Raw genomic sequence first — 24,653 nt, 5'->3', positions numbered from 1 at the left:
ACACCATCGACCGGACCTGCCCCGGCCGGTCACCCCAACCTCTGGAGGCACCACTTGCCAGGCCTTAATCTGACGCGCGACGAAGCTGCGCAGCGCGCTGAAATACTCAATGTCGAGTCCTACAACGTCACCCTGGATCTGACCAAGGGTGCCGAGGTCTTCGGATCCACCACCGTGGTGAAGTTTTCGGCACAGGCTGGAGCCACGACATTTATCGACGCCGTCACCGAGAGCGTTCACAGCGTTACCCTTAACGGCACCGAACTGGATCCCGCCGAGGTTTCTGATGGCATCCGCATCCAACTTCCAAACCTCGCTGCCAAGAATGAACTCATAGTCGTCGCCGATGCGCGGTACATGAACACGGGCGAGGGCCTCCACCGCTTCGTGGATCCGGTGGATGGGGAGGTCTATCTCTACACCCAGTTCGAGGTTCCGGATTCCCGGCGGATGTTCGCTGTCTTCGAGCAGCCGGACCTGAAGGCCAGCTTCACGTTCCACGTCACCGCTCCCTCCCACTGGGACGTCGTCTCCAACTCCCCCACGCCGGTACCGGTTGAAACTGATGGAGGCGAGGACGGTGGAGGCAGGTCCGTGTGGGAATTCGCTCCCACGCCGCGTTTGTCCTCGTATGTCACCGCCCTGATAGCCGGACCGTACCAGTCCATTCGTTCCGAGGTGACAAGTTCGGATGGCAGGGTCATTCCGCTCGGCGTCTTCGCGCGCAAATCCCTGATGCAGTACCTGGACGCGGACAACATCTTCGAACTGACCCGCCAGGGCTTCGAATTCTTCGAGGCACAGTTCGGTTGCCCGTACCCGTTTGAAAAGTACGATCAGCTGTTCGTCCCGGAGTTCAATGCCGGCGCGATGGAAAACGCAGGTGCCGTGACAATCCTGGAGGGATACATCTTCCGCGGCAAGGTCGCCGGTGCGCAGATCGAGCGCCGTGCCATCACGGTCCTGCACGAGCTCGCGCACATGTGGTTCGGGGACCTGGTGACCATGCGCTGGTGGAACGACCTCTGGCTCAACGAGTCCTTCGCCGAGTACATGTCCCACCTGGCCGCCGTGGAAAACACTGCCTTCGACCGGGCGTGGACCACCTTCGCCTCGGTGGAGAAGTCCTGGGCCTACCGTCAGGACCAACTGCCCACCACGCACCCGATCTTCGCGGAAATCAACAACCTTGAAGATGTGGAAGTCAACTTCGATGGCATCACCTATGCCAAGGGCGCCTCTGTCTTGCGGCAATTGGTGGCCTGGGTTGGACCCGAGCAGTTCATGTCCGGGGTGCGCGCGTATTTTGCCAAGCACGCCTGGAAGAACACTGAGCTGGCTGATCTCATGGTGGAACTTGAAGCCGCAAGCGGCCGTGACTTGGACGTTTGGGGCAAGCTCTGGCTTGAAACCGCCGGCGTGAACACCCTCGCTCCCGAGGTGGACGTGGACGCCGACGGCACCATCACCGCGTTCAGCATCCTGCAGTCCGCGATCGATGAACAACCAACCCTCCGCCCTCACCGCCTTGCGGTGGGCTTCTACAACCTTTCCGAACAGGGCAAGCTGGAGCGGACGCATCGCGAGGAGCTGGACGTCGAGGGCCCTCGGACCGAAGTCCCCACCTTGGCTGGCCTTGCACGCCCGGACCTCATCCTGCTCAACGACGACGATCTCGCCTACGCCAAGGTACGCCTGGATGCTCACTCGCTGGCCACAGCGAAAGCGCATCTCAAGGATTTTGCCGCCAGCCTGCCCCGCACGCTGGTCTGGGGTTCGGCGTGGGATGCGGCACGGGACGGAGAAACTCCCGCGCGCGGCTACGTCGACCTGATCCTGGCAAACATCGCAGAGGAAACAGACTCCTCGGTGATCCTCGTCCAATTGCGGCAGCTTGCCACGACGCTGACCTACTACGTGGCAGCCGAGCACAAGCAGAACGCAACGATTGCCTCCGCCGACAAGTTGTGGGACCTCGCCTCCGAAGTGGAAGCCGGCTCGGATGCGCAGCTGCAGTTCGTGAAGTCCTATGCTCAACTTTCACGGAGCGGGGATCAGCTGGATCGCATCCAAGCGCTGCTGGACGGGACCGACACGCTTGAGGGCCTCACCGTCGACCAGGACATGCGGTGGGAGCTGCTAACTGCCTTGGTGGCCGGCGGCAGGCAGGGCCAGGAGCGCATCGACCAGGAACTCGCCCGCGACAACACCTCCACCGGCCAAAATGCCGCGGCACAGGCCAAGGCCGCTATTCCCACAGCCGGGGCCAAGGCTGCGGCGTGGGATTCCATCGTGGTCAAGGGCGAACTCTCCAACGCCCTGCAAGCCTCAGCGGTGGCCGGCTTCATGCGGGTGCCTGACACCAGCCTGCTGGAGCCGTACGCGGAAAAGTACTTTGAAGCGGTCCCCGGGATTGTCAAAGAACGCACGCACGCCTTGGCCCAGCAGATCGTCGTGGGCCTCTACCCGGCGCAACTCACAACCCAGGCCACGGTGGACCGCACGGACGAGTTCCTCGCGAACCTGCCCGAAGAAAGTGCAGCGCTGCGCCGCATGATGCTGGAAAACCGGGACGCAGTGGCGCGGGCGCTCCGTGCCCGGGCAGCGGACGTGGACGTGGACGCAGACGCCTAAGCAAGTCCGTTGGGGCCTGTGCTGGCGCTGTTTGGCTGATGGCTAAACTGTCCGCATGGGCCTCAACGAACACCACTATGCATTGACCGTCCGCTGGACTGGAAACCTGGGCGTCGGTACAGAAAGCTACCGAGGGTACTCGCGGGATCATGATGTCGATATCCCGGGCCTTCCGATCTTGAAGGGTTCCTCGGACCCGACCTTCCACGGCGACCGCACACGCTACAACCCGGAGCAACTCCTGCTTGCTGCCCTGGCGCAATGCCACATGCTCTCGTTCCTCCACGTGGCGGTAAGACATGGAGTTGTGGTTACCGGTTACGAGGACAACGCCGAGGGCGTCATGAAGCTGAATCGTGATGGCAGCGGTCAGTTCGAGAGCGTGACCCTGAAGCCCCATGTCACCATCGCAGACCCGGCTCATTCGGCATTGATGGCCCAACTTCACCACGAAGCCAACCAGGTCTGTTTCATAGCCCGCAGCGTCAACTTCCCCGTCCTGCACGAACCAATCACGACGTCGGCAGCGGCCTGAGGCTGTTGAACCCGCCTTAGGTCCTTTGTTCCCGCAGGAGTCCTACCAGCCTGCGTTCGGTTTCGCGGCTTAAGCCTGCCTTGCGCTCCCTTTCCAAGCCCAGGCTGCGCTCGTAGTCCAAGGCGTCCCGGAGAGTCTCCTGCCATGGGCGCAACGTCATACCGAGGACCTTGGCGGCTTGATTGCTTCGCGATTGGAAGCCGTCGTGGTCCGCTGGCAACCACAAGGGAAGTGAGTCCGGCCCGGCCCAGTACTCAACGCCCTGCTCCACCAGCCAGTCTTCGTCGGCCTGGACTGTTTGGCTCAACGGTGGCCACTCCTCCCTGTCCGGCTGCCTCTCCTGGCCCAGGGCCACGCGGCAGGATTCCGAAATGTACTCGCGGAACGGAACTACATCTCCCGACGCGTTGTAAGCGCCCGTCAGGCCCTTCTCCGCCCCTTGAATGATCCACCTGGCGAGGTCCCGGACGTCGATGACCTGGGTGGCGTCATCCGGAATGTTCGGCACCAGAACCGGCTCAGTATTGGCAGCAAAGCGCCCAGGCCAATAGCCGTAACGGTCAGAGCCGTCCCCTGGCCCTCCGATGAGACCTGCCCGCACAATGTGGGCTTTTTGCCCCACCCGCGTGAGCGTCATGTGCTCGATCGCAGATTTTGATTCGCCATAGGTGTCCGGGGTTCCAGCTTGTCCTTCGGGCAGGGGTTCAAGGACCGCAGCGTTCTCGTCAGCCCCGGGAACCGAATGATCGGCATACACAGAGCAACTGGACACGAAGGTCCAATGGCGCGCAGGCGGTCCCAAGACCTCAAGGGCATCCCGCGCCTGAGCAGGATCCCTGGAAACATCAATAACCGCGTCCCAGCTGCTGTTCACGTCCTCATAGGCTGCTCTACCCAAGGCGCGATCGCCACGAACCCAGGTCACGCCGTCGGGCGGGTTCGCCTGGGTGCCACGGGCAAGACACGTGACCTCGTGCCCCAAGGCAAGCGCCTGCTTTGCCATTTCAGCTGACAGGAAGGCAGTACCGCCAAGGACCAGGATGCGCATACCGTCACGCTACGGCGATAGGGTTGGACGTGGACAGAGTGTTCCGCGCCCGGCGAACACGGGCCGACCACAAGGAGTTATTCCACCTTGACCTCCATCCCCCTGGCGGAAACCATCACCATCGAACCGGAGAAAATCGACTTCGTTTCGATCCTCATCACCTTGGGCGTGGGCCTGCTGGTGTGGATCGTGGCGCGATTCATCATCCTGCGCATCACGCGGCGAGTGTCCGCGGGCAGCTCCTTCTTCAAGAAGCCCCACTTCAAATGGGTACAACCCGCAATCCGCGCGCTGGACCACGAACGCCGGTCACAGCGCGCCGAAACCATCGGCACTTTGCTGACAAGCCTCGTGAGCGTTGTGGTGGTGGTGATCGTGATCATTTACGTCCTCAAATTCATGAACGTGGACGTCGCGCCCCTGCTGACAAGCGTGGGAATACTCGGTGTCGCCATTGGTTTCGGTGCACAGCAGCTGATCCGTGACTTCCTCGCCGGTATCTTCATCACCATCGAAGACCAGTACGGAATAGGCGATGTGATCGTCACCAGCGAAGTGATTGGTACCGTTGAATCAGTGGGCCTGCGCATCACGCGGGTCCGCGCTGAAGACGGAGCCATCTGGTATCTGCGAAACGGTGAAATCCTGCGCGTGGGCAACCGCTCGCAGGGAGACTACGTTCCGTTGGAGTCGCCGGAAACCGACGACAATGATGCTGCCAAGAAGGCTGAGGAGAAGGCCAGTGAGTGACACGAACCCCCAGGCTGGTCCACGACGCCAGCTCATGCAGAACGATCCCTTCAGCCAACCTGCCTACACCGACAGCTTTTATGCAGCTGTGGGCGGGCACGATACTTTCGTGAAGCTGATTGACGTCTTCTACGACGGCGTGGCGCAGGATCCGCTCCTGCGGCCCATGTACCCCGAAGAAGACCTGGAACCGGCCAAACGGCGCTTCCTCATGTTCCTTGAACAGTATTGGGGCGGTCCCACTACCTACAGTGAGGAGCGCGGCCATCCACGCCTGCGGATGCGCCACATGCCCTTCCGCGTCACTCCCGAAGCGAAGGACCGCTGGCTCTTCCACATGCGGACAGCAGTGGACTCGCTGGGGTTGCCGCCCCTTCACGAGGGAACCCTTTGGGACTACATGGAACGCGCTGCGCTGACCATGGTGAACAGCCCCTCGGCCGTCTGAACCTGGTCGTCTGCTCCTGGTCGTCTGCTTCTGGTCGTCTGAGGCTAGAAGCCCAGGCCCAAGCCTGCGCCCGTGCGGACCAGTACATGGCCACGAGGACCACTTAAGCGGAACCACCGTCCATTGCGGAACAACTGCTGTTCGCCCGCTCCCAGGAATCCCAAGGCGAATGCAGCGAAGGCCGCACCGGCAGGCAGGTCACTGAGGCCGGGGAGTTCTCGTCCCCACACGGCGGCCCGGGCGGTATTCACAACGGCAGCTCCGGCGGCAGTGGGCACCACGCCAGCCACCTCTGCAATGCCGGCCTCCGCTGCTGACTTCAGGTCGGCGTCGAGCACCTTCCCAAGGACTTCCCAACCGCTCCTCGGCGCGCCGACGCCAGCCCAGGACTCCGAAACCGTCGACGGCGGAATGGGCAACTCGACGTCGTCGGCACCTGAGCGGGCAAGACGGTCCATGACGGAGGCGAGCGTCACCGTGACATCGGCCTGCGCGGGTTCTGCAAGTGCCATAGTCCGTAACCCAAGGATTGTGGGAGTCGATTCGCCCAGGATGCGTGGCCTGAGCACACACACGTACGCGGCCAATACCTGGCCTGCGGCCTGCAGGCGGATGGCACCGTCATCGATGCTCTTGGCACGCGTGACGTACGTCCGCAGGTCAACGAGGTCGCTGGGATCGGCAAAGCGGAAGGACTGGGTCAAGAGGTCTGTCACAGCATCGACTCTACCGGCATGTCCGCAGTTGAGAGGGGTCCGGGGGCCGTCTAGAGTCGAACCATGACTGACACGAACGCTGGCCTCAAGGTTGAGGCACCCGCCGAAGATCCGACGGAAGTCCTGATTGGCCTGTTGGACCTGGGTGACTTCGACGGAGCCCGGACCAATGAGGACATCTTCCTTGGACCTTCCCAAAAACAGCCCCGGCATCGTGTCTTCGGCGGCCAGGTTCTAGCCCAATCCATGATGGCTGGCATGCGAACCGTGGAAGCTGACCGGGTGGCGCACTCCATGCACGGCTATTTCCTGCGTCCCGGTGACGCCAATAAGCCCATCACCTTCGGTGTGGAACGGTTGCGTGACGGTCGGTCCTTCTCGGCGCGGCGCGTTCATGCTTATCAGGACGGTGTCCCCATCCTTTCCATGATTGCCTCGTTCCAGGTTCAAGATGAAGGCCTGGACCATCAAGCGACAATGCCCGAAGGCATTCCGGACCCCGAATCCTTGCCCAGCACGGCTGAGTTGCTGGCTCAATTCGACCACCCGTTGGCACGGCATATGTCCTCGGAGCGGCCGTTCGATGTCCGCCACATCGACCCCGCACTTTACGTGTCACCGCCCAACGAGCACGTGGCCACCAATGCCGTCTGGATGAAAACCATGGGCCCCTTGCCCGACGATCCCAAGCTGCACTTGGCCGCGTTGGCATACGCCAGCGACTACACCTTGTTGGAGCCCATTCTCCGCAAACACGGCCTCGCCTGGATGACACCGGGTATGAGCGTCGCAAGTCTCGATCACGCCATGTGGTGGCACCGGCCCGTCCGGGTGGACGAGTGGATGCTGTACGTCCAGGAGTCCCCCAGCGCCCAAGGGGCACGTGGTTTGGCTACCGGCCGGATATTCAACCGCGAAGGCGTGCACGTCGCGACCGTGGCACAGGAGGGGATGGTCAGGATTCCGTAGGCAGTTGGTGCGCTGGAAGGTTAAAGCGCAGGTGTTAAAGCAAAGAGGCCGGCCCCTGGTGGGACCGGCCTCTTTTTGTGTCTGTGGCTACCCGTTAGTCGCGGGTCAGACGGCGGTGCGTCACGCGGTGCGGCTTTGCCGCATCAGCGCCGAGGCGCTCCACCTTGTTCTCCTCATAGGAGTCGAAGTTACCTTCGAACCAGTACCACTTGGAGGGGTTCTCGTCGTCACCTTCATAGGCGAGGATGTGGGTTGCTACCCTGTCCAGGAACCAACGGTCGTGGGAGACCACCACGGCGCAGCCAGGGAACTCGAGCAGGGCATTTTCCAGGCTGCTCAGGGTTTCGACGTCGAGGTCGTTAGTGGGCTCGTCAAGGAGCAGGAGGTTGCCACCCTGCTTAAGGGTCAAGGCAAGGTTGAGGCGGTTGCGCTCACCACCGGAGAGGACACCAGCCTTCTTCTGCTGGTCCGGTCCCTTGAAGCCAAACGCCGAAACGTAGGCACGTGAAGGCATTTCGACCTGCCCGACCTGAATGTAGTCATGGCCTTCGGAAACAACTTCCCAGAGAGACTTATTGGGATCGATGCCGCCACGGGACTGGTCCACGTAGGAGATCTTCACGGACTCGCCGATCTTGAGCTCACCATCGTCCAGGGGCTCCATGCCAACGATGGTCTTGAACAAGGTGGACTTGCCCACACCGTTCGGGCCGATGACGCCGACAATGCCGTTCCGGGGCAGTGAGAAGGAGAGGTCCTCGATCAGGACACGATCGTCGAAGCCCTTCTTCAGGTTCTTCGCCTCGATAACCACGGAACCCAGGCGGGGGCCCGGCGGAATCTGGATCTCTTCGAAGTCGAGCTTGCGCGTGCGCTCGGCCTCTGCAGCCATTTCTTCATAGCGGGCAAGACGGGCCTTTGACTTGGTCTGACGGCCCTTGGCGTTGGAGCGCACCCATTCAAGTTCTTCGGTAAGGCGCTTGGACAGCTTTGCGTCCTTCTTACCTTGGACCTCAAGGCGGGCCTTCTTCTTCTCCAGGTAGGTGGAGTAGTTACCTTCGTACGGGTAAAGGTGGCCGCGGTCCACTTCTGCGATCCACTCAGCCACGTGATCCAGGAAGTACCGGTCGTGAGTCACGGCAAGGACGGCACCGGGGTACTGGGAGAGGTGCTGCTCCAGCCAAAGAACGCTCTCGGCGTCCAAGTGGTTGGTGGGCTCGTCAAGGAGCAGAAGGTCCGGCTTCTGGAGCAGAAGCTTGCACAGCGCTACGCGGCGGCGCTCACCACCGGAGAGGACGGTGACATCGGAATCAGCAGGCGGGCATCGCAATGCGTCCATGGCCTGCTCGAGCTGGGAATCGATATCCCAGGCATCGGCAGCGTCAATGGCTTCCTGCAGCTTGCCCATCTCATCCAGGAGAGTGTCGTAATCCGCATCCGGGTTGGCCATCTCTTCGGAGATCTCGTTGAAACGCTGGATCTTGCCGTAGATCTCGCCAACGCCTTCCTGGACGTTGCCAAGGACAGTCTTTTCCTCATTCAGCGGCGGTTCCTGCAAGAGGATGCCCACGGTATACCCGGGGCTCAGGCGGGCCTCGCCGTTTGAAGGAGTGTCCAGCCCGGCCATGATCTTCAGGATGGTGGACTTGCCAGCACCGTTCGGGCCCACGACGCCAATCTTCGCGCCAGGGTAGAACGACATGCTGACATCGTCCAAAATAAGTTTGTCGCCAACGGCCTTGCGAGCCTTGGTCATCGTGTAAATGAATTCCGCCATGCCCTTAAATCTAGTGGGTAGGCGGACAGATCTCACATTCGGTGCGATTGGGCCCCTGCCAGCAGCTCCTTGGGGCGGTGCTCCTAGCGAACGCTGCCCACGAAGCATTTCCCCGTGGCAAGTACCGGCAGAACGCTCATCACGACGCCTCCATCCCGGATCTGGCCCATGACGCAACTATCGCCTGCCAGCGCCGCAGCTTCCAACGCATCGACATCAAGACCAGTGGGCGTCCGGCTGACGGACACTTCTACATTGGCTTTGGGAATGCCAGCCGATACCAAAGCTGCTCGAACGGATTCCGTATCCGGCTTGGGGTTGGCAGCCACGATTTTCTTAAGTGCCGCCTCCACAGCCGTGCTCGTGGTCACGACTGCGGGGTCCATAGTCGTTCCGCCGCCGGGCTGTTGGGACGCGGGGCTTGAAGAAGGGGTGCCTGCCGTGGGTGTTTTGGGGGATGCGGCACATGCAGGCAGCGCCAGCGCAGCAACAATGACCAGAGCCGTCCCGACAGCCTTACCGTTCAACTGAAAATTTCTTGCACGACTCGGCTGCTCCACCCTGGTTCCCCTGCTCATCACATAGCCATTCTGCCATTCCCACGGGCTGCAGGCGGGCGTAGCGTGGGCCAAGTGCTGGCTCGCCGGGACGGGTGGGCCGCAGGAAGGAGAAATCATGGAAGGAAAAGTTCCCAATGCCGAGGCCTCGATCACGGTGGCCGCCCGGCGCGAGCAGGTATGGAAGGCCCTGACGGATCCTGGCCTCATCAAGCAATACTTCCTCGGGACCAATGTCGAAACGTCGTGGAAGGTCGGCGACCCAATCACGTACTCCGGCGAGTACAACGGCAAAGCATACGAGGACAAGGGCGTCATCCTGGCCTTCGAACCCCTACAGCTCTTGAAAACCACTCACTACAGTCCTGCGTCAGGTCTTCCCGATTCCCCCGGGAACTATCACACGGTCGAATACCGACTCGACGATGCGGATGAAGGAACATCAGTCACGATTGCGCAGGGCAACAACAAGAGCGAAGAAGAAGTGGAGCATTCCGCAGCGACGTGGCGCACGGTTCTTCAGAACCTCAAGGAATTTCTTGAGTCACAGCCCCAAATTTCTTGAGTCACAGGCCAGGTGCCAGGCATTGAAAGAATAAATCCCCCGGAACCCTGCAGGTTCCGGGGGATTTCTCGTGCCCCAGGAGGGAATCGAACCCCCGACCGGCGGATTAGAAGGCCGCTGCTCTATCCCCTGAGCTACTGGGGCGCACTGGCGCCAATACCAGCCTAAGCCGCTGGCGCCACAAAGAGTTTACAGTGCATTCGACCTCCAGCCTGTCAGCCCACGCCTATGGGTACTTCTCCTCCACAACAGGCATTCGTTCGGTAGTTATTCACATAGGCACATACCGTACTCCCCTGCGCGGGTTGCGTGGATGAAGCTAAGAGGGCCGGACGGGCACTTTCCTACATCCAGAAGGACCACCATGAACGACACCATTACTCTTCGAGGCTTCGTAGCCTCGGAGGTCAAGAGTTCTACCACTACGCGGGGTACGTCCACTGCTTCATTTCGTCTTGGGACAACTGAACGCCGCTACGACCGGGCCAGCAATACATGGGTGGACGGCAATACCAACTGGTACACCGTGCAGTCGTTTCGCTACTTAGCCGGCCATGTCGGCTGCAGCGTGAAGAAGGGTCAACGCGTCATCGTCGTCGGAAAGCTACGCCTGCGGCAGTGGGAACACGAGGGCAGGATCTACCATGTGGCAGAAGTCGACGCGGAATCAGTCGGTCACGATCTCATGTGGGGCTCTGCGAACTTCACCCGGATGAACGGGACGTCGGCTCCAGCTGACTCGAACCCGTCCGGCGAGGCAGCCGGGAAGCTGGGAGATCCGGGGATTGAGTGGGAGTCCGGCGACAACGAACAAGCGCCCCCGGAGGAGGAGACAGAAACAGTCGACGTCGATGACCCGGACGGTACCGGTCCGCTGGTGGTAAACACCACCACAGGTGAGTTGGTGGGTGCCGGGGCTTGAACTTCCGCGTCGGGGACCGCGATGAAACTCGTGGGACCAGCCCCGCGGGTGGAGATTATTGTGGGTCCATGGCACACGACACAGCAGCCCACCGGCTGGAGACCGCTTCTGCATCGTGGGAGGCCTTGGAGGAGTTATTCGGGGTCAAGGGCGAGCCATCCCGGTGCTGGTGCCGCTGGTTCGCCCTCCCCGGCAAGGAGTTCAGGTCCACGGCACCAAACGAACGCAAGGAGCTCCTGCTGACACGCTTTGACGAGGACCCAGAGCCAGGGGTACTGGCATTCCGGGGCGGTCAGGCGGTCGGCTGGTGCGCTGTGGAACCGCGCCATCGAGGCAGCTACGGCAAGGTCAGGATCATGGGCCCATCGGCGGTGATCGCCACGGTGTGTTCGCTATGCGCGGCCCTGTTTCCGCTGGAGGAGCGCAGAGTCCACTCATCGTCATCGTGGTAATAGTCGTCCTTACCTCCAAGGATGAGCATTGGTTCGATGGCAATGACCAGCCCTTCTTGAAGTTTGATGCCCCTGCCCGGCCTGCCGATGTTGGGAACGGGCGGTTCGGCGTGCATTGTCCGGCCGATACCGTGGCCACCGTGATCGGCCAACAAACCATATCCAGCACGTTTGGCCTCACCGCCGATTGCATAGGCGACGTCGCCCATCTTGTTGCCCACCCGGGCAGCTTCGATACCCCGGGCGAGTGCAGCGTCTGTGGCATCGATCAGTGCCTGGTCCGCTGGATCTGCCGTCCCCACGATAAAGCTGATGGCAGCATCTCCACACCAGCCTTCAAGGAAGGCGCCGCAATCCACACTTAGGAGGTCCCCGTCCTGGAGGACGTAGCCATCTGGTATTCCATGCACCACAGCGTCATTCACGCTGGCACAGATCACCCCGGGAAACGGGAGCGCTGCCCACCGCGGGTGGTAATCCAGGAAGGCCGGTTTGGCCCCAGCGCCTGAAATGACGTCCGCAGCGACCCCATCCAGTTCCTTGAGGGAAACGCCGACGTCGGCATGCTCCCTGACTGCTGCCAAGGCGTTGGCCACCACCCTGCCGGCCTCACGCATTATCGAGATCTGGTCCGGTGTCTTAAGCATGGACATGGGATTCCTCCGGTTTTGCTGGGCGTGAGCATTTGCTGTTCAGGGTCATTCGCTGTTCAGGGTCATTCGCTGTTCTGGATCATCGTGGGATCCGCTGGCCATGGGACCCACTCTACGTGGGGCAGGTGGCTGCATGGCGTGGAGAATAAGGAGGAGTTCCCGACTGGATACTTCCCAGGACGGCCGGTCATAGAGTTGGGGCATGGAGAACAAGGACTTACTTGAGGCCATCCGGTCAACACTTCGCTCCGCGGGGGACGCTGAGCGAGCCCGGGGAGCCCAGGCATATATGAAGTCGGACATGCCGTCCTGGGGTATCCGGGTGCCTGAAGTTCGCAGGATCGTCAAGGTGGCAGCGAAGCAGTTTCCCATCTCTTCACCCGCCAGCCTTCGCGAGGCCGTTCATGATTTATGGCGGAATGCCCAGGCGCGCGAAGAACGATATGCAGCCATTGAATTGACGGGCCTGCCGTTGGTCAAGGAAGACCTTGGCATGCTGCCGGTCTACGAGGAAATAATTCGCACCGGCGCGTGGTGGGACCTCGTCGACGGGGTGGCCCACCGTCTCTGCAGCCTCCTGCTTGCCCACAGGTCCACCATGACGCCGTTATTGCTCCAATGGTCCACGGACCAGGACATGTGGATCCGAAGGGCGTCCATTACTGCGCAATTGGCAGCCAAGGGCCTTACGGACCCGGGACTGCTGGCGGCTGTCATCAAACCGAACCTTGCCGACAAGGAGTTCTTCATCCGCAAGGCCATCGGATGGGCCTTGCGGGAGTACAGCAAGACGAACCCCGAATGGGTCAGGGCATTCGCGGCAGAGAATGCTCCAGCGCTTAGCCCACTCTCCACGCGTGAGGCGGTACGGCTTCTGTCGTCGCTTTAAGCATTGGAACAGGAGCCCTCAAGACGCTCGCCCGATTCCTCAGATGATCGGGCGCAGGCCCGGCTCGTCGCGCTTGCGGAAAAGGCTCTTTGTCTTCGGATCAACGAAGATCAAGTAAACGGCAAACAGCAGCGCGATGATGGCTGCCGCGTTCCGCGCCAAGGTCAGGGCAAGGCCGAGATCCTCGCTTTGAAGATAGGGAAACACATCCAGTTGGTCTGAGATGGCGTAGACCATGAAGAACGACACCACGAAGTAGACCGCCTTTACCTGCCAGTCATTGCGTATACCTGTCACCGCAAACAACGGAATCAGCCACACCACGTACCAGGACTGGATCATCGGGGCCAACAAGACGATCGCCGCAAAGGCAAGGGTGAGCCGGCGCATGAGGCGATCGTGTTCTCCCCGGAAGACCTGCCAGGCAATGGCTCCCACCATCAGCACTTTGCCGGCGTCGTAAACCCACTTGGCCATGCCCCAGCCGTCAAGTCCAAAGACGTTGAAGATCGACGCGACAACCAGGCCAATCAAGCCGATGGGTGCGTACCAGATCCAGACGCTCCCGGGGGCAGACAGACCCTTCACCCATCCAAACCCAAACCCGTTGACCAGGCTCATGGCGTACAGGAGGCCGAAGGTCAGGGCGGCTGTCAGGAACCAGAAAAGGATCTTGCGCGGCCATGACGCACCCTTGCCCGCCCAGAGCAAGCCAATAAAGGGCAGGAAGACCACCGTAATTGGCTTGACCGAAATGGAGAGTGTCACCAGCACCAAGCCGAGGACCACCCGGCGGGTGGCGCAGTAGTACAGGCCTGCCAAGGCCAGACCAATCATGAGTGCGTCATTATGGACACTGGCAATGAAATTGGTGAGAAAGAGGGGATTGGCGGCTGTCAGCCAGAGTGCGCGGTGCGGATTGACGCCGTGGAGTTCTGCCAGCTTGGGTACGTAGATGATGCAAAGTATGACGCCCGCAACTGCCACCAGCCTGAACAGCATGATGCAAGCCTCAGGCTGGACGTTGGTCACCCAAACAACGAATTGTTCGATCCAAAGGAACAACTGACCGTAGGGAACGGGCGCTTCCGTCCACATCTTGTCAGCACCCAATTGGAAGTAGTTCGGGAGGGCGGAAATCCCATTCTCGTAGGGATTCATTCCCTCAACCATGAGTCTGCCTTGCCCGATGTAGGCATAGACGTCCCTACTGAACAGCGGGACAGTGAACATCATGGGCAGTCCCCATGCCACCACAGCCTGCAAGGTGGCCTTGCGGGCTTGGAGTCCCCAGACCCGGACACGTTGCCCAAGGCGCAGCCACGCCCGGACAAGCAGCATGCCACCAACGGCCAGCAGGACTATGGACAGCGCGACGCCCACACCTTCGGTACGCATCCAGATGAAAAGCGGAAGCCGGCGAAGTTCAGAAACCGGCGCGAGCCAGCCAACGCCCAGCGAGCCGAAGACAAGGAACATCGAACCAATGAAACCGGCGATCAGCGGGGACCTGGCGTTATCCACTTCGCTGGCAGCAGCATCCGCAGGCGGCGCTTCTTTCCCTGCCTTCTGGGCGGCGGGTACAGGCACCGTCATGTGGTCTTCATCCAATCGTTTGCCCGTTGCGTTCCGGGACAGAAATCTGAATCTCTGGGGGCTGTCCACGACAGGAAGAAAGGACACTGCCGTGCTCAAAAATCCTACCATCGGAGCACTTGGAACCGCCTGAAGGATAGGCTAGGCGCGTGCCTATTACTAATGAACGCATCGTCTGGATTGACTGCGAAATGACCGGCCTGGACCTCAAGAACGACGCCCTGATCGAAGTGGCGGCGCTCGTGACGGACTCCGAGCTCAACATCCTGGGCGATGGCGTGGACGTCGTCATCAAGCCCGACGACGCAGCGCTGGAGCAAATGAACGACTTCGTTCGCGACATGCACACCCGATCGAAACTCCTTGACGAACTCCCCCACGGCAAGACGATGGCCGAAGCTGAGGCGCAGGTGCTTGAGTACATCGAGAAGTGGGTTCCGGACCCCCGCAAGGCCCCCTTGGGAGGCAACTCGGTGGGCACGGACAGGATGTTCCTGGCCAGGGACATGCCGAACATTGTGGAGCACCTCCACTATCGCGTCATCGATGTCAGTACCATCAAGGAACTCTCGCGCCGCTGGTTCCCGCGGGCCTACTTCCAGTCGCCGGCCAAGCATGGCGGACATCGCGCACTGGGGGACATCAAGGATTCCATCGACGAGCTCCGCTACTACAGGCAAGCTGTTTTTGTACCTGCCCCGGGCCCTGACACTGCTACCGCCCAGCGCATCTCCAAGGACATCACAGCCACTGCTGAGACTTTGGGTTCAACAGAAACTATGTGATCTGTGCCATTTTTGAAGGTTTTTTCGTCGAAACCGGCAAAAGTGGACTTTTCACCCCAAAACAGCAGGTAAGCTATTTGTCGTTGCCTTCACGGAATGCCGGTCATACGGACTTACCGAAAAAGGCGCATGGTGGGCGTAGCTCAGTTGGCAGAGCGCCTGGTTGTGGTCCAGGAGGTCGCGGGTTCAACCCCCGTCGCTCACCCCGCCGAGATTGGCTCAAAAGCCGGTTTCCACAAAGGCCGCACCGGTTATCCGGTGCGGCCTTTGTTTTGTTTTGGCCCGCCTGCAGTCCCATGGGTTGCTTCCGGAACACAGCGATCGACTAAGGAAGAGCTGACATGACCGTCCTCCCTGTGACCATTTGGGGCGAACCCGTTTTGCACCGTCGGGCAAGTGAAGTCGAAGTATTCGATGACGATCTCCGAAAACTCATCGCGGACATGTTCGAAACCAACGAAGCCGCGAACGGAGTGGGCCTCGCCGCACCCCAGGTGGGAGTTGGGAAGCGCATCTTTGTGTATAAGTACGCCAATGACGACGACGCGCCTGAGCAAGGCGTTCTGGTCAATCCCGTCTTGACCCTCTCAAAGATCTCCGGAGCCCTCCCGGACCCGGAAGAGCACATTGAGGGGTGCCTGTCGTTCCCCGGAGAGCACTATCCTTTGCAGCGCGCTGAGTGGGCCCGCGTCCAAGGCTTTGACGCTGACGGAAACCCGGTGGACTTCGAAGCTACGGGCTGGTTCGCTCGAGTCATGCAACACGAGTACGACCATTTGGACGGCAAGCTTTACATCAACCGCCTTGTGGACCGATATGCCAGGAAGGCCATGAAGCAGGCCAAGAAGAACGGTTGGGGCGTTCCCGGATTGACATGGATGCCTGGCGTCGACCCGGACCCGTTCGGACACTGATCCGATGAACCAAGAACGCCACGCAGAATTGTTTCAGCTCCTGGACATTACCGGCGAGGACGCCATGGAATGCACCACGCTCTTGGACAGAAACCCCAGTGGCCACGTCTTGGACGCATTGGAACTGCTGCAGCAACGGCTTGGCACTTTTCCAGCTGAAAGTAGTTCTCCCCACCATTTTGGCGAGACCGTCTGGATCGAAGCCCTGCTCCGCTTCGCACCCAGCGTCCACGCGTACCATCTGGAGCTGGGAATCAGCGCCGACGTGTCAGCAGCCACGCTGGCAGACGTGGGGCTCCAGCTCCGAATCAACCGCCGCGTCCATGGACATTTCGGCTTGGAGACCTGGAGTTGGCTGACGTTACATATGGCAGGGAATCTGTTCCGGCTCGGCCGGTTGCAATTCCATTTGATCCGGAGCGAGCGTGGCGACGGGCCAGAGGGCAACGTGGCATACGCATCCGATTGGGTCCTGGGTGTCCACATTCCCGAGGACGGCGGGCTCTCCCCCGCGCTGGTCGACGCCAGCTTTGACGAGGCGCGCTCGTTCTTTCCCCACTACTTTCCGGACAAGCCGGCCACTGTGGCCACGTGCGAGTCCTGGATGCTGGATCCCTACTTGGTTGAACGGCTTCCCAATAGCAACATCGCATCCTTCGCCCGCCGTTTCACGCTGGATCGGTGCACCGATGCCCCCACTGATGCCGTGTACTTCACGTTTAGGCAGCGGGGGCTCGAGAACCTGGACAAACTACCCCGGGAAACTTCGCTCCAGCGCATAGTCCTTGAGAGAATCGACGACGGCGGTACCTGGCAACTGGGACACGGTCACCTGACGCTGTAAATGGTCTGCTGATCGGGGCAAGAAGAAAGGACGCGCATCATGGCGTCCTTCTCCGCCTGTGTGACCCAGAGCTTGTAGGCTGCCTTGACGGAGATCTGCCGTGCTACGTAGTGACACCGGAAGTTCTTGTTCGGCGGGAGCCAGGTGGCGGCGTCGCCTGCGCCCTTCTTCACATTCTCGGGCCCATCAGCTGCAATCAGGTTCAAGGGATCATTTGCCAGCCTTTGACGCTGCTGCACCGTTAATTGCTTGGCACCCTTCTGCCATGCGTCGGCGAGGGCGACAATGTGGTCAATCTGAACATCAGCGCTGGTGTCCTGGCCCCGACGGAAGGTCACGTGGGCGCCCGTGTAGGGTTCGTGAAACTCTCCAGTGGCAACCTTGCATGAGGAACCGCTGGTGAACTCCACCGACGACAGGTCCCTGCGCAGGATGTCGTTCCTGGTATCGCATCCGTTTCGGTCCGCATCCAGCCAGGCCTGGCCGAATGCGGTTCGCTCATAGTCTTCCTGGGATGCCCGCCCCTTGACTTCCAGGCCTTCCAGTGCGGCGCTTGCCTTCTCCGCGGGAACAGCCTCGATGCCGGAAATGGGTTTCATCCAAGCCGGGTTAAATACCGGCGCATCAGCGGGGCCGGAGACCCAAGGCTCAGCCGCGTTGAACTGGCCGGTGGTGAAGAACCAAGACAGTCCTGCCACGAGGGTGGCGGCCACTAATCCTAGAATGGCCCAGGCTTGGCGTGATCGTCTGCGCGCGCGTTTGTAGGCAGACCAGGTGATACTCAAGGGGCTCCGTCCAGTCGGGGTGGGTGGTGTCCTTCGAGCGTAGGACACGGCACCGACAGTCAGAGCCGATATCCACAGTGTGTAGGAGAAGTCACACTGCAGTGGTGGGGTTCTTCCCCGGGTTACTGCTCACGCATAACGCGTTGCAGGTCTTCCGCAGCCACCTCCAGCAGCGTACGCAATTGCTGGACGCGTTCGTCGCTGACGTCCCCCGCGGCGTTTGCTGCGATGGCCTGGTCCAGCAGTTTCTGTGCCTGCTTGTGGTTGGCCCGTGCTACGTCCAACGCGTGTTCCAGCGTTGTCTCGTGTTCCAAAGTCGATTCATTTTCCATGAACCCATTTTGGTCAGGTTTCCCGGCTGATGCCAGTGACACAGCCGGGAAACCCGTGAATACTTCCCGGCTTAGGCGTTGGCTGCCTCAAGCACTGCGATGGGAGCCACGATGTCGCGGGCAGGGAAGGACGGCGGGTTGACGCCGGCCATTTCCTCCATGACACGGACCACCTGGCAGGAGTAGCCGAATTCGTTGTCGTACCAAACGTAGAGCACGAGGTTCTTGTCGTTGGAAATAGTGGCCAGACCATCAACGATGCCTGCGCGGCGGGAACCAACGAAGTCGGTGGAGACAACGTCCGGCGAGTCGATGTAGTCGATCTGCTTCCGCAACGGCGAGTGCAGCGACATTTCGCGGAGGTAGTCGTTGACCTCATCGCGTGTGGTGCCATTGGCAAGGTTGAGGTTCAGGATCGCCATGGACACATCCGGGGTAGGTACGCGGATCGCGTTACCGGTGAGCTTGCCCTGAAGTTCCGGAAGCGCCTTGGCAACAGCCTTGGCTGCGCCTGTCTCCGTGATAACCATGTTCAGGGCTGCCGAACGGCCGCGGCGGTCTCCCTTGTGGAAGTTGTCGATCAGGTTTTGGTCGTTCGTGAACGAGTGCACCGTTTCAACGTGGCCGTGGATGATACCGAATTTGTCGTTGATGGCCTTCAGTACCGGAGTAATGGCGTTGGTTGTGCACGACGCAGCGGTGACGATCTTGTCGTCATCGGAGATGTCGGACTGGTTGATTCCGTGGACGATGTTCTTCAGATCGCCCTTGCCCGGAGCCGTCAGCAGGACACGCGCAACACCCTTGCTCTGCAGGTGCTGGGACAGGCCCTCCGCATCGCGCCAGCGTCCGGTGTTGTCCACTACCAGGGCATCCTTGATGCCGTAGGCGGTGTAGTCCACGGTAGCGGGGTTGTCGGAGTAGATGACCTGGACCTGAACGCCGTTGGCAGTGATGGTGTTGGCTTCTTCGTCCACGCGGATGGTTCCTTCAAAGGAACCGTGTACGGAGTCGCGGCGCAGGAGGCTGGCACGCTTGACGAGGTCGTTCTCGGCGCCCTTGCGGACAACGATGGCACGCAGCCGCAGGCCATGCCCACCACCGGCCTTTTCAATCAGGATGCGGGCCAGGAGGCGGCCGATGCGTCCAAAGCCATAAAGCACGACGTCGGTGCTGGTGCGGTCATCAGCGCCACGCTTTCCGACGATTTCGGCGAGCTCGGCCCGCAGGAACTCATCCAAGGAGGTGCCGTGGCCCTCTACGCGGAACTTCTCCGTAAGGCGGGCAATGTCGATTGCAGCCGCACCGAGTTCCAGCTCAGCAAGAGCGTTCAACAGGGGTGCGGTTTCTTCGAGCAGCAGCTCGGTGTTGCTCATCCGGCGCGCAAAGCGGTGGGCCTTCAGGATGTTCATGGTCGACTTGTTGATCAGGCTCCGGCCGTGGATGCTCGTGACCACGTTGTTTTCCCGGTACAACCGGCCGATCACCGGAATCATGGCCTCGGCGAGAGCCTCCCGGCCCATCCACTTATCAAGACAAGAATCTGACGTCTGGCTCACAGAACTACCTTCCTTGGGTCAACCACATACGTCCTCGTATGCAGATGGCGGCCGCCCGGAGTAATCCTGCGGCACGGGCACTGGCCGGGCTTCGGTCCACCCACAGCGCCTTGAACGATTGCAAAGAAAAGACCGCCGGCTGCGAACGCAGTCCCGGCGGCAGAACATCTACGTTCATAACAAGTCTAAGGCGGAAGGGCGTCCTCTTGGGTGCCGGGGGGCGTGAAATCACTCACATGGCAGTCACAATGGACGTCATATGCCCGGGACCTCAGTGGCGAATGTGGATGGGTTGACCGATACGCCGGGTTCTGTCATCCCTTGCCGTTGCCGGCAAAGGAGTGGCGGCCATCCATCTACGAACGCCGTTGCCGACGCCCTCCAGCAGCCTACCCGGACACTCGGGCGAGCAGCCCTCAAACGTGTCCTGTCTGGCCTTGCTCCGGGTGGGGTTTACCTAGCCTCCCCGGTCACCCAGGGAGCTGGTGGTCTCTTACACCACCGTTTCACCCTTACCTGCCGCATGCTGATGCAAGCACCATCACGCGAAGGCGGTCTGTTCTCTGTGGCACTGGCCTGCGGGTTACCCCGAGTGGGCGTTACCCACCACCCTGCTCTGCGGAGCCCGGACGTTCCTCGAGCCACTTCCGTGACGCGCGACCGCCTGGTCAACCCATCCGCCGTACAGTCTACCGGCGTCGAGGGTTGCCCCGGTCACCGGTAATATCGTCAGGTGCTGATTCTGCTGCCGCCTTCCGAAGGCAAGACCCCCGCTGTCAAAGGCCCCGCCGTCGAATGGGAGTCACTCAGCTTTCCGGAACTCAACCCCTACCGCGCCAAGGTCCTGGAATCGTTGGGCACCGTCAGCGCGCACGAGGACGCCTTGGCGTTGCTTGGCGTCGGCGCCTCGCTGAAGGACGACGTCGAACGTAATACCCGGCTGCACGCAGAACCGGCGGCGCCGGCCCACCAGGTCTACTCGGGAGTCCTGTATGACGCGCTCGGCTTCAATTCGATGACGCCGACTCAACGCCGCAAGGCAACCGAATCGATTTTGGTGATTTCGGCACTGTGGGGTGCCATCGGTTTTGGTGACCATGTGCCGGCTTACCGGCTGTCCATGGGAACGGCACTGCCCGACGTCGGACGCCTCGCCTCCTTCTGGAAGCCGAACCTGAATGCGGCCCTCGCCAAACGGGCTGAAGGAGAATTGCTGGTTGATTGCCGTTCCAGCACGTATGCAGCGGCGTGGGCTCCACCAGCAGCGCAAACCGTCACAGTGAATGTTTTCAACGAGGCCAACGGCAAGCGCACTGTGGTGAGCCACTTTGCCAAGCACACGCGAGGTGAGTTTGCCAGGCATCTGCTGACCAGGCGCGGGAAGGCGCCCGCATCACCCGATCAACTGCTAAAAGCGGCTAAAGAGATTTGGCGGGCGGAACTCGTCCCCGGCACTGCCCGCAAGCCACACGCCCTTAACATCATCCTGACCAGCTGACTGAAGCTGTCAGTTCCACTCCGCCGAACGAACCAGAATGACACCGGAATCCGGGCAGAAGACGATGTCGTCTTCAGCAGCGGCCTTGACTTCGGCCAGGTCACCGGGGCTGAGCATCATGCCCGACCCCTCGGACTTCCCGTGGAACAGCCGGGCAGCCCCGACGCCACGCTTGGCAATCGTCTTCTCATAAACTGCGAGCATTCCGGCGTCCAGAGCCTCCGCGAAAGCGGCACGCTGCCCGCGGACCACGGTTTCCTCGGCTGCGATCTCAGCAATTGCCTCATCCAATTCGGCGCGGATGCCGGCAAATGAACCTTGGATGTCATCCACGATGGACTGTTGTGCGGACTGGCGCTCCCGCAGGGTGTCCAAACGCTCCAGGATTTCAAGCTCGACATCCTCCAGGTCAGAGCGGCGCTTGTTAAGGGATGCGATGTCACTCTGAAGCGCCACCAGGTCCTTGGAGAGGCCGGTTCCGCTGTTAAGCCTGGCTTCGTCCCGTTCGATGCGGGAGGCGACCTGCTCCACGTCCGCTTCGGAACGACGCAGTTCAGCTTCGGCGTCGTGCACCGCCATCTTGGCAGCTCCCAGTTCACCATTGGCTACATTCAGTGCGTCCTGAAGGTCAGCTATCCGCGGATCTGTTTCCAGCACCTTCCGGCGGCCGGCCAACGATTTGAGCTTGGCATCCAGTCCCTGCAGTTCAAGCAATTTCAGTTGTTCTGCCGGTGCTGCTTTCGCCACGCTTACCTCCGCTTGTATCGCTTCCGGCGCTGGGGATCAGTTCCGGATGGACGGCCCGTGTTTATTGGGATTGTCCGTATCTTCTAGACTCTAGTCCCCGCCGGGAGTGAGTATGAAGTCCCAAGGATCGCTGTTGGTGCTGCTCACGCGGATCTCGACGTCGTAGCCCTGATCGCCCAGTACGTTGCCGAGCGCTTCCGCGGCTACGGGCAGCCACAGCCATTCACTGGCAAAGTGTGAGACGTCGATGAGGTACGGCCGGCCGTTGACCGCCCCTTCGCGCGCTTCCGACGCCGGATGGTGCCGCATGTCTGCTGTCACATAGACATCTGCATTGCTGGCCCTGACGGCATCGAACAAGCTGTCGCCCGCACCACCACAGACGGCGACGCGCCGCAGCAGACCGTCCTTGTCACCGGCCACGCGAACCCCTCCGGCCACCGCGGGGAGCATCCCAAAGACTCGGGCAGCGAAATCACCCAGGGTCATGAGCTCAGGAAGGTCACCAACCCGGCCAATGCCTTCCTCGGGCAATCCATTGGCGGCAGGGGTCAGTGGAGCAACATTCTCCAGGCCAAAGGCGTCCGCCAACACGTCCGATACGCCCCCGACGGCGGAGTCACCGTTGGTATGGACGGTCAGGAGTCCGGTGCCCGCTTCGATCAGCCGGTGCACGGCCAAGCCCTTCGCGGAGGTGGCCGCGACGGAGTTCACGCCTTTGAGCAGCAACGGGTGATGGGTAATCAAGAGCCCCGCTCCCCACTCAATGGCCTCGTCGATGACAGCCAATGTAGGGTCCACAGCAAACAGGATCTTGGTGATGGGCGTGTTGGGGCGCCCAACGACGAGGCCTACCTCGTCCCAGTCCTCAGCCAAGGACTCTGGCCAGAGCTCCTCAACAGCAAGCAACACCTGGCCAAGAGTCGGGTCCCCGCTTGCTTCCACTGTCCCGGCGTCGTCGCTGGAATCCGCATCAGAAATGGCGGTGTCTACTGCTTCCATACTCTTATTCTTACCTACTGGACCCGATGGGGCAGTTTTGGTAGCTGCCGTACCTGCCCAGCGGCGTTATTGTCCCGTAAGGTATTGCGGGAATCATCAGGCCCTCCAATCCATTGAAGAGATCATGAAAACTTTTGTACTTGGTGGTGGATGCTTCTGGTGCCTTGATGCCGTGTACCAGAAAACCCGCGGTGTCAGTTCGGTAGTTTCCGGCTATACGGGTGGCCATGTCCGAAACCCTGACTACTACGACGTCTGCTCGGGAACTACCGGTCATGCAGAGGTGGTTGCGGTGACATTCGACGAAACCGTGGTGCCGGAGGAGGTCATTCTTGACATGTTCTTCGCGTTGCACGACCCCACCACGTTGAACCGCCAGGGCTACGACACAGGCACCCAATACCGTTCGTCGATGTTCTACACCACGACGGAGGAAAAGATCCTCTTCGAAGAAGCCATCGAGCGCGCGCAAGCACTCTGGGCCAATCCGATTGTGACGGAAGTAAGCCGGCTACCCGAGTTCTATGAGGCAGAGGACGTCCATCAGAACTATTACGCCAAGTTCCCGTACCAGGGCTATTGCCAGGTCATCATCAATCCAAAGCTGGCCAAAGCGCGGAAATATTACTCTGCATGGCTAACTGCTTAGCAGGGTTTCGATGCGGCTGGTTAGGCTGACCTCAGCATTCCCTCTTCAGAGATAGGCATAATCTTCATGGCAAGGATCTACGACGACGTCACCCAGCTGGTCGGCCGCACTCCGCTGGTCCGTTTGAACCGGCTGACCGAAGGCCTTGAGGCCACCGTTGCGGTCAAGCTTGAGTTCTACAACCCGGCCAACAGCGTGAAGGACCGTATCGGTGTGGCCATCATTGACGCCGCCGAAAAGTCCGGTGCCCTGAAGCCTGGCGGAACTATTGTGGAAGGCACCTCCGGTAACACCGGAATCGCGCTTGCCCTTGTTGGTGCTGCACGCGGCTACAAGGTCATCCTGACCATGCCTGAAACCATGTCCACGGAACGTCGCGTCATGCTTCGCGCTTACGGTGCAGAGATCGTACTGACTCCCGGTTCCGAAGGCATGCGCGGCGCAGTTGAAAAGGCGCAGGAAATTGTTGCCAACACAGAGAACTCCATCTGGGCTCAGCAGTTCGCCAACCCGGCCAACCCGGAGATCCACCGCAACACAACAGCCGAGGAAATCTGGGCTGACACAGATGGCGAAGTAGACATCTTTGTTGGCGGCATCGGTACCGGCGGTACCGTGACCGGCGTCGGGCAGCTCCTTAAGGAGCGCAAGCCCGAAGTCCAGATCATTGCCGTTGAGCCCAAGGACTCCCCCATCCTTAATGGCGGCAGCCCTGGTCCCCACAAGATCCAGGGCCTGGGCGCCAACTTCATTCCGGAGGTCCTTGACACGAACGTTTACGACGAAGTCCTCGACGCTACCCTTGAAGACTCGGTTGCCACCGCCCGCGCCTTGGGTTCCAAGGAAGGCGTACTCGCCGGCATCTCCGGCGGCGCCGCAGTATGGGGTGCACTGGAAGTCGCCAAGCGTCCCGAGAACAAGGGCAAGCTGATCGTCGTGATCGTGCCGGACTTCGGAGAGCGTTACATCTCCACTGTGCTCTTTGACGATATCCGCGGCTAACACTTCGCCCGCAAGCATTCATTTC

Annotated in this window: 25 protein-coding genes, 2 tRNA genes and 1 other RNA gene; 15 read left to right on the top strand and 13 right to left on the bottom strand. The window is 60.7% G+C overall.

Annotation, left to right across the window (positions count from 1 at the left end):
* Positions 1–54 precede the first annotated feature (54 nt).
* Complete coding sequence (pepN, locus tag AB4Z15_RS18315; RefSeq protein WP_442018397.1) at positions 55–2,634, top strand: aminopeptidase N; 2,580 nt, start codon at positions 55–57, stop codon at positions 2,632–2,634.
* A 55-nt stretch (positions 2,635–2,689) separates the two neighbouring features.
* Entirely contained in the window at positions 2,690–3,169 is a 480-nt protein-coding gene (locus AB4Z15_RS18310) for an OsmC family protein (protein WP_442018396.1), read from the top strand.
* A gap of 16 nt (positions 3,170–3,185) precedes the next feature.
* Here the strand turns inward: AB4Z15_RS18310 and AB4Z15_RS18305 are convergent, their stop codons facing one another.
* Positions 3,186–4,217: an NAD-dependent epimerase/dehydratase family protein gene (locus tag AB4Z15_RS18305; RefSeq protein ID WP_442018395.1), complete on the bottom strand. Its 1,032-nt coding sequence runs from the start codon at positions 4,215–4,217 to the stop codon at positions 3,186–3,188.
* Between the two features lie 87 nt (positions 4,218–4,304).
* On the opposite strand from AB4Z15_RS18305, the gene AB4Z15_RS18300 reads away from it, so the two are divergent.
* Both AB4Z15_RS18300 and AB4Z15_RS18295 read left to right on the top strand, forming a co-directional pair.
* Positions 4,305–4,967: a mechanosensitive ion channel family protein gene (locus tag AB4Z15_RS18300; protein ID WP_309929868.1), complete on the top strand. Its 663-nt coding sequence runs from the start codon at positions 4,305–4,307 to the stop codon at positions 4,965–4,967.
* Positions 4,968–5,001: 34 nt separating this feature from the next.
* Positions 5,002–5,415, top strand: a complete 414-nt coding sequence (locus tag AB4Z15_RS18295; RefSeq protein WP_442018429.1) for a globin — start codon at positions 5,002–5,004, stop codon at positions 5,413–5,415.
* A gap of 44 nt (positions 5,416–5,459) precedes the next feature.
* Here the strand turns inward: AB4Z15_RS18295 and AB4Z15_RS18290 are convergent, their stop codons facing one another.
* Positions 5,460–6,131, bottom strand: coding sequence for a hypothetical protein (locus AB4Z15_RS18290; protein WP_442006159.1), 672 nt, complete (start codon positions 6,129–6,131; stop codon positions 5,460–5,462).
* A gap of 63 nt (positions 6,132–6,194) precedes the next feature.
* Between AB4Z15_RS18290 and AB4Z15_RS18285 the strand changes: the two genes are divergently transcribed.
* Positions 6,195–7,100, top strand: a complete 906-nt coding sequence (locus tag AB4Z15_RS18285; protein WP_442018394.1) for an acyl-CoA thioesterase — start codon at positions 6,195–6,197, stop codon at positions 7,098–7,100.
* Between the two features lie 94 nt (positions 7,101–7,194).
* On the opposite strand, the gene ettA is transcribed toward AB4Z15_RS18285, so the two are convergent.
* Both ettA and AB4Z15_RS18275 read right to left on the bottom strand, forming a co-directional pair.
* Positions 7,195–8,877: an energy-dependent translational throttle protein EttA gene (gene ettA / locus AB4Z15_RS18280; RefSeq protein WP_224164549.1), complete on the bottom strand. Its 1,683-nt coding sequence runs from the start codon at positions 8,875–8,877 to the stop codon at positions 7,195–7,197.
* 83 nt (positions 8,878–8,960) lie between these two features.
* Positions 8,961–9,404, bottom strand: a complete 444-nt coding sequence (locus AB4Z15_RS18275) for a DUF6993 domain-containing protein (protein WP_442018393.1) — start codon at positions 9,402–9,404, stop codon at positions 8,961–8,963.
* 148 nt (positions 9,405–9,552) lie between these two features.
* On the opposite strand from AB4Z15_RS18275, the gene AB4Z15_RS18270 reads away from it, so the two are divergent.
* The gene (locus AB4Z15_RS18270) at positions 9,553–9,999 is read left to right on the top strand and encodes an SRPBCC family protein (protein WP_442018392.1); all 447 of its coding nucleotides are present in this window, start codon (positions 9,553–9,555) and stop codon (positions 9,997–9,999) included.
* 71 nt (positions 10,000–10,070) lie between these two features.
* On the opposite strand, the gene AB4Z15_RS18265 is transcribed toward AB4Z15_RS18270, so the two are convergent.
* Positions 10,071–10,143 (bottom strand) — tRNA-Arg (locus AB4Z15_RS18265).
* A gap of 220 nt (positions 10,144–10,363) precedes the next feature.
* Here AB4Z15_RS18265 and AB4Z15_RS18260 point away from each other — a divergent pair.
* Entirely contained in the window at positions 10,364–10,921 is a 558-nt protein-coding gene (locus AB4Z15_RS18260; RefSeq protein ID WP_442006163.1) for a single-stranded DNA-binding protein, read from the top strand.
* A gap of 337 nt (positions 10,922–11,258) precedes the next feature.
* On the opposite strand, the gene map is transcribed toward AB4Z15_RS18260, so the two are convergent.
* Entirely contained in the window at positions 11,259–12,026 is a 768-nt protein-coding gene (gene map / locus AB4Z15_RS18255) for a type I methionyl aminopeptidase (protein WP_442018391.1), read from the bottom strand.
* Between the two features lie 202 nt (positions 12,027–12,228).
* Here map and AB4Z15_RS18250 point away from each other — a divergent pair, with 202 nt between their 5' ends.
* Entirely contained in the window at positions 12,229–12,915 is a 687-nt protein-coding gene (locus tag AB4Z15_RS18250; RefSeq protein WP_442006166.1) for a DNA alkylation repair protein, read from the top strand.
* Between the two features lie 39 nt (positions 12,916–12,954).
* Here AB4Z15_RS18250 and mptB read toward each other — a convergent pair whose 3' ends face one another.
* Positions 12,955–14,511: a polyprenol phosphomannose-dependent alpha 1,6 mannosyltransferase MptB gene (gene mptB / locus AB4Z15_RS18245; RefSeq protein WP_431115488.1), complete on the bottom strand. Its 1,557-nt coding sequence runs from the start codon at positions 14,509–14,511 to the stop codon at positions 12,955–12,957.
* A 149-nt stretch (positions 14,512–14,660) separates the two neighbouring features.
* Between mptB and orn the strand changes: the two genes are divergently transcribed.
* From orn to AB4Z15_RS18225, 4 genes are all read left to right on the top strand, one after another.
* Positions 14,661–15,296 carry an oligoribonuclease gene (orn, locus tag AB4Z15_RS18240; RefSeq protein ID WP_224090726.1) on the top strand — a complete coding sequence of 212 codons (636 nt, stop codon included), beginning with the start codon at positions 14,661–14,663 and terminating at the stop codon, positions 15,294–15,296.
* Between the two features lie 132 nt (positions 15,297–15,428).
* Positions 15,429–15,501, top strand: a tRNA-His gene (locus AB4Z15_RS18235).
* Between the two features lie 136 nt (positions 15,502–15,637).
* On the top strand, positions 15,638–16,210 hold the full coding sequence (def, locus tag AB4Z15_RS18230; protein WP_442018390.1) for a peptide deformylase: 573 nt from the start codon (positions 15,638–15,640) through the stop codon (positions 16,208–16,210).
* Between the two features lie 4 nt (positions 16,211–16,214).
* Positions 16,215–17,054 (top strand): acyltransferase domain-containing protein, encoded by an 840-nt coding sequence (locus AB4Z15_RS18225; RefSeq protein WP_442018389.1) that lies wholly within the window; start codon positions 16,215–16,217, stop codon positions 17,052–17,054.
* Here AB4Z15_RS18225 and AB4Z15_RS18220 read toward each other — a convergent pair.
* The 4 genes from AB4Z15_RS18220 to rnpB all read right to left on the bottom strand — a co-directional run bounded on the left by AB4Z15_RS18220 (position 17,039) and on the right by rnpB (position 20,406).
* Positions 17,039–17,839, bottom strand: coding sequence for an HNH endonuclease family protein (locus AB4Z15_RS18220; protein WP_442018388.1), 801 nt, complete (start codon positions 17,837–17,839; stop codon positions 17,039–17,041). The two genes, AB4Z15_RS18225 and AB4Z15_RS18220, sit on opposite strands and share 16 nt — an antisense overlap.
* A 122-nt stretch (positions 17,840–17,961) precedes the next feature.
* Positions 17,962–18,171 carry a hypothetical protein gene (locus tag AB4Z15_RS18215; protein ID WP_224090731.1) on the bottom strand — a complete coding sequence of 70 codons (210 nt, stop codon included), beginning with the start codon at positions 18,169–18,171 and terminating at the stop codon, positions 17,962–17,964.
* Between the two features lie 71 nt (positions 18,172–18,242).
* Complete coding sequence (locus tag AB4Z15_RS18210; protein ID WP_442006171.1) at positions 18,243–19,730, bottom strand: glyceraldehyde-3-phosphate dehydrogenase; 1,488 nt, start codon at positions 19,728–19,730, stop codon at positions 18,243–18,245.
* 284 nt (positions 19,731–20,014) lie between these two features.
* Positions 20,015–20,406, bottom strand: an RNA gene (gene rnpB, locus AB4Z15_RS18205) — RNase P RNA component class A.
* A 57-nt stretch (positions 20,407–20,463) separates the two neighbouring features.
* On the opposite strand from rnpB, the gene AB4Z15_RS18200 reads away from it, so the two are divergent.
* Positions 20,464–21,228 carry a YaaA family protein gene (locus tag AB4Z15_RS18200; protein WP_442018387.1) on the top strand — a complete coding sequence of 255 codons (765 nt, stop codon included), beginning with the start codon at positions 20,464–20,466 and terminating at the stop codon, positions 21,226–21,228.
* A 9-nt stretch (positions 21,229–21,237) separates the two neighbouring features.
* Here the strand turns inward: AB4Z15_RS18200 and AB4Z15_RS18195 are convergent, their stop codons facing one another.
* Positions 21,238–21,975 (bottom strand): zinc ribbon domain-containing protein, encoded by a 738-nt coding sequence (locus tag AB4Z15_RS18195; RefSeq protein WP_442018386.1) that lies wholly within the window; start codon positions 21,973–21,975, stop codon positions 21,238–21,240.
* Positions 21,976–22,065: 90 nt separating this feature from the next.
* Positions 22,066–22,977 (bottom strand): Nif3-like dinuclear metal center hexameric protein, encoded by a 912-nt coding sequence (locus AB4Z15_RS18190; protein WP_442018385.1) that lies wholly within the window; start codon positions 22,975–22,977, stop codon positions 22,066–22,068.
* 124 nt (positions 22,978–23,101) lie between these two features.
* Between AB4Z15_RS18190 and msrA the strand changes: the two genes are divergently transcribed.
* The gene (gene msrA, locus AB4Z15_RS18185) at positions 23,102–23,626 is read left to right on the top strand and encodes a peptide-methionine (S)-S-oxide reductase MsrA (RefSeq protein WP_442018384.1); all 525 of its coding nucleotides are present in this window, start codon (positions 23,102–23,104) and stop codon (positions 23,624–23,626) included.
* Positions 23,627–23,692: 66 nt separating this feature from the next.
* Complete coding sequence (cysK, locus tag AB4Z15_RS18180; protein ID WP_442006176.1) at positions 23,693–24,628, top strand: cysteine synthase A; 936 nt, start codon at positions 23,693–23,695, stop codon at positions 24,626–24,628.
* Positions 24,629–24,653 lie beyond the last annotated feature (25 nt).

It is taken from the genome of Paenarthrobacter sp. 2TAF44, from assembly GCF_052114885.1.
Lineage (GTDB): Bacteria > Actinomycetota > Actinomycetes > Actinomycetales > Micrococcaceae > Arthrobacter.
This window is presented reverse-complemented; position numbering and strand designations above follow the sequence as displayed.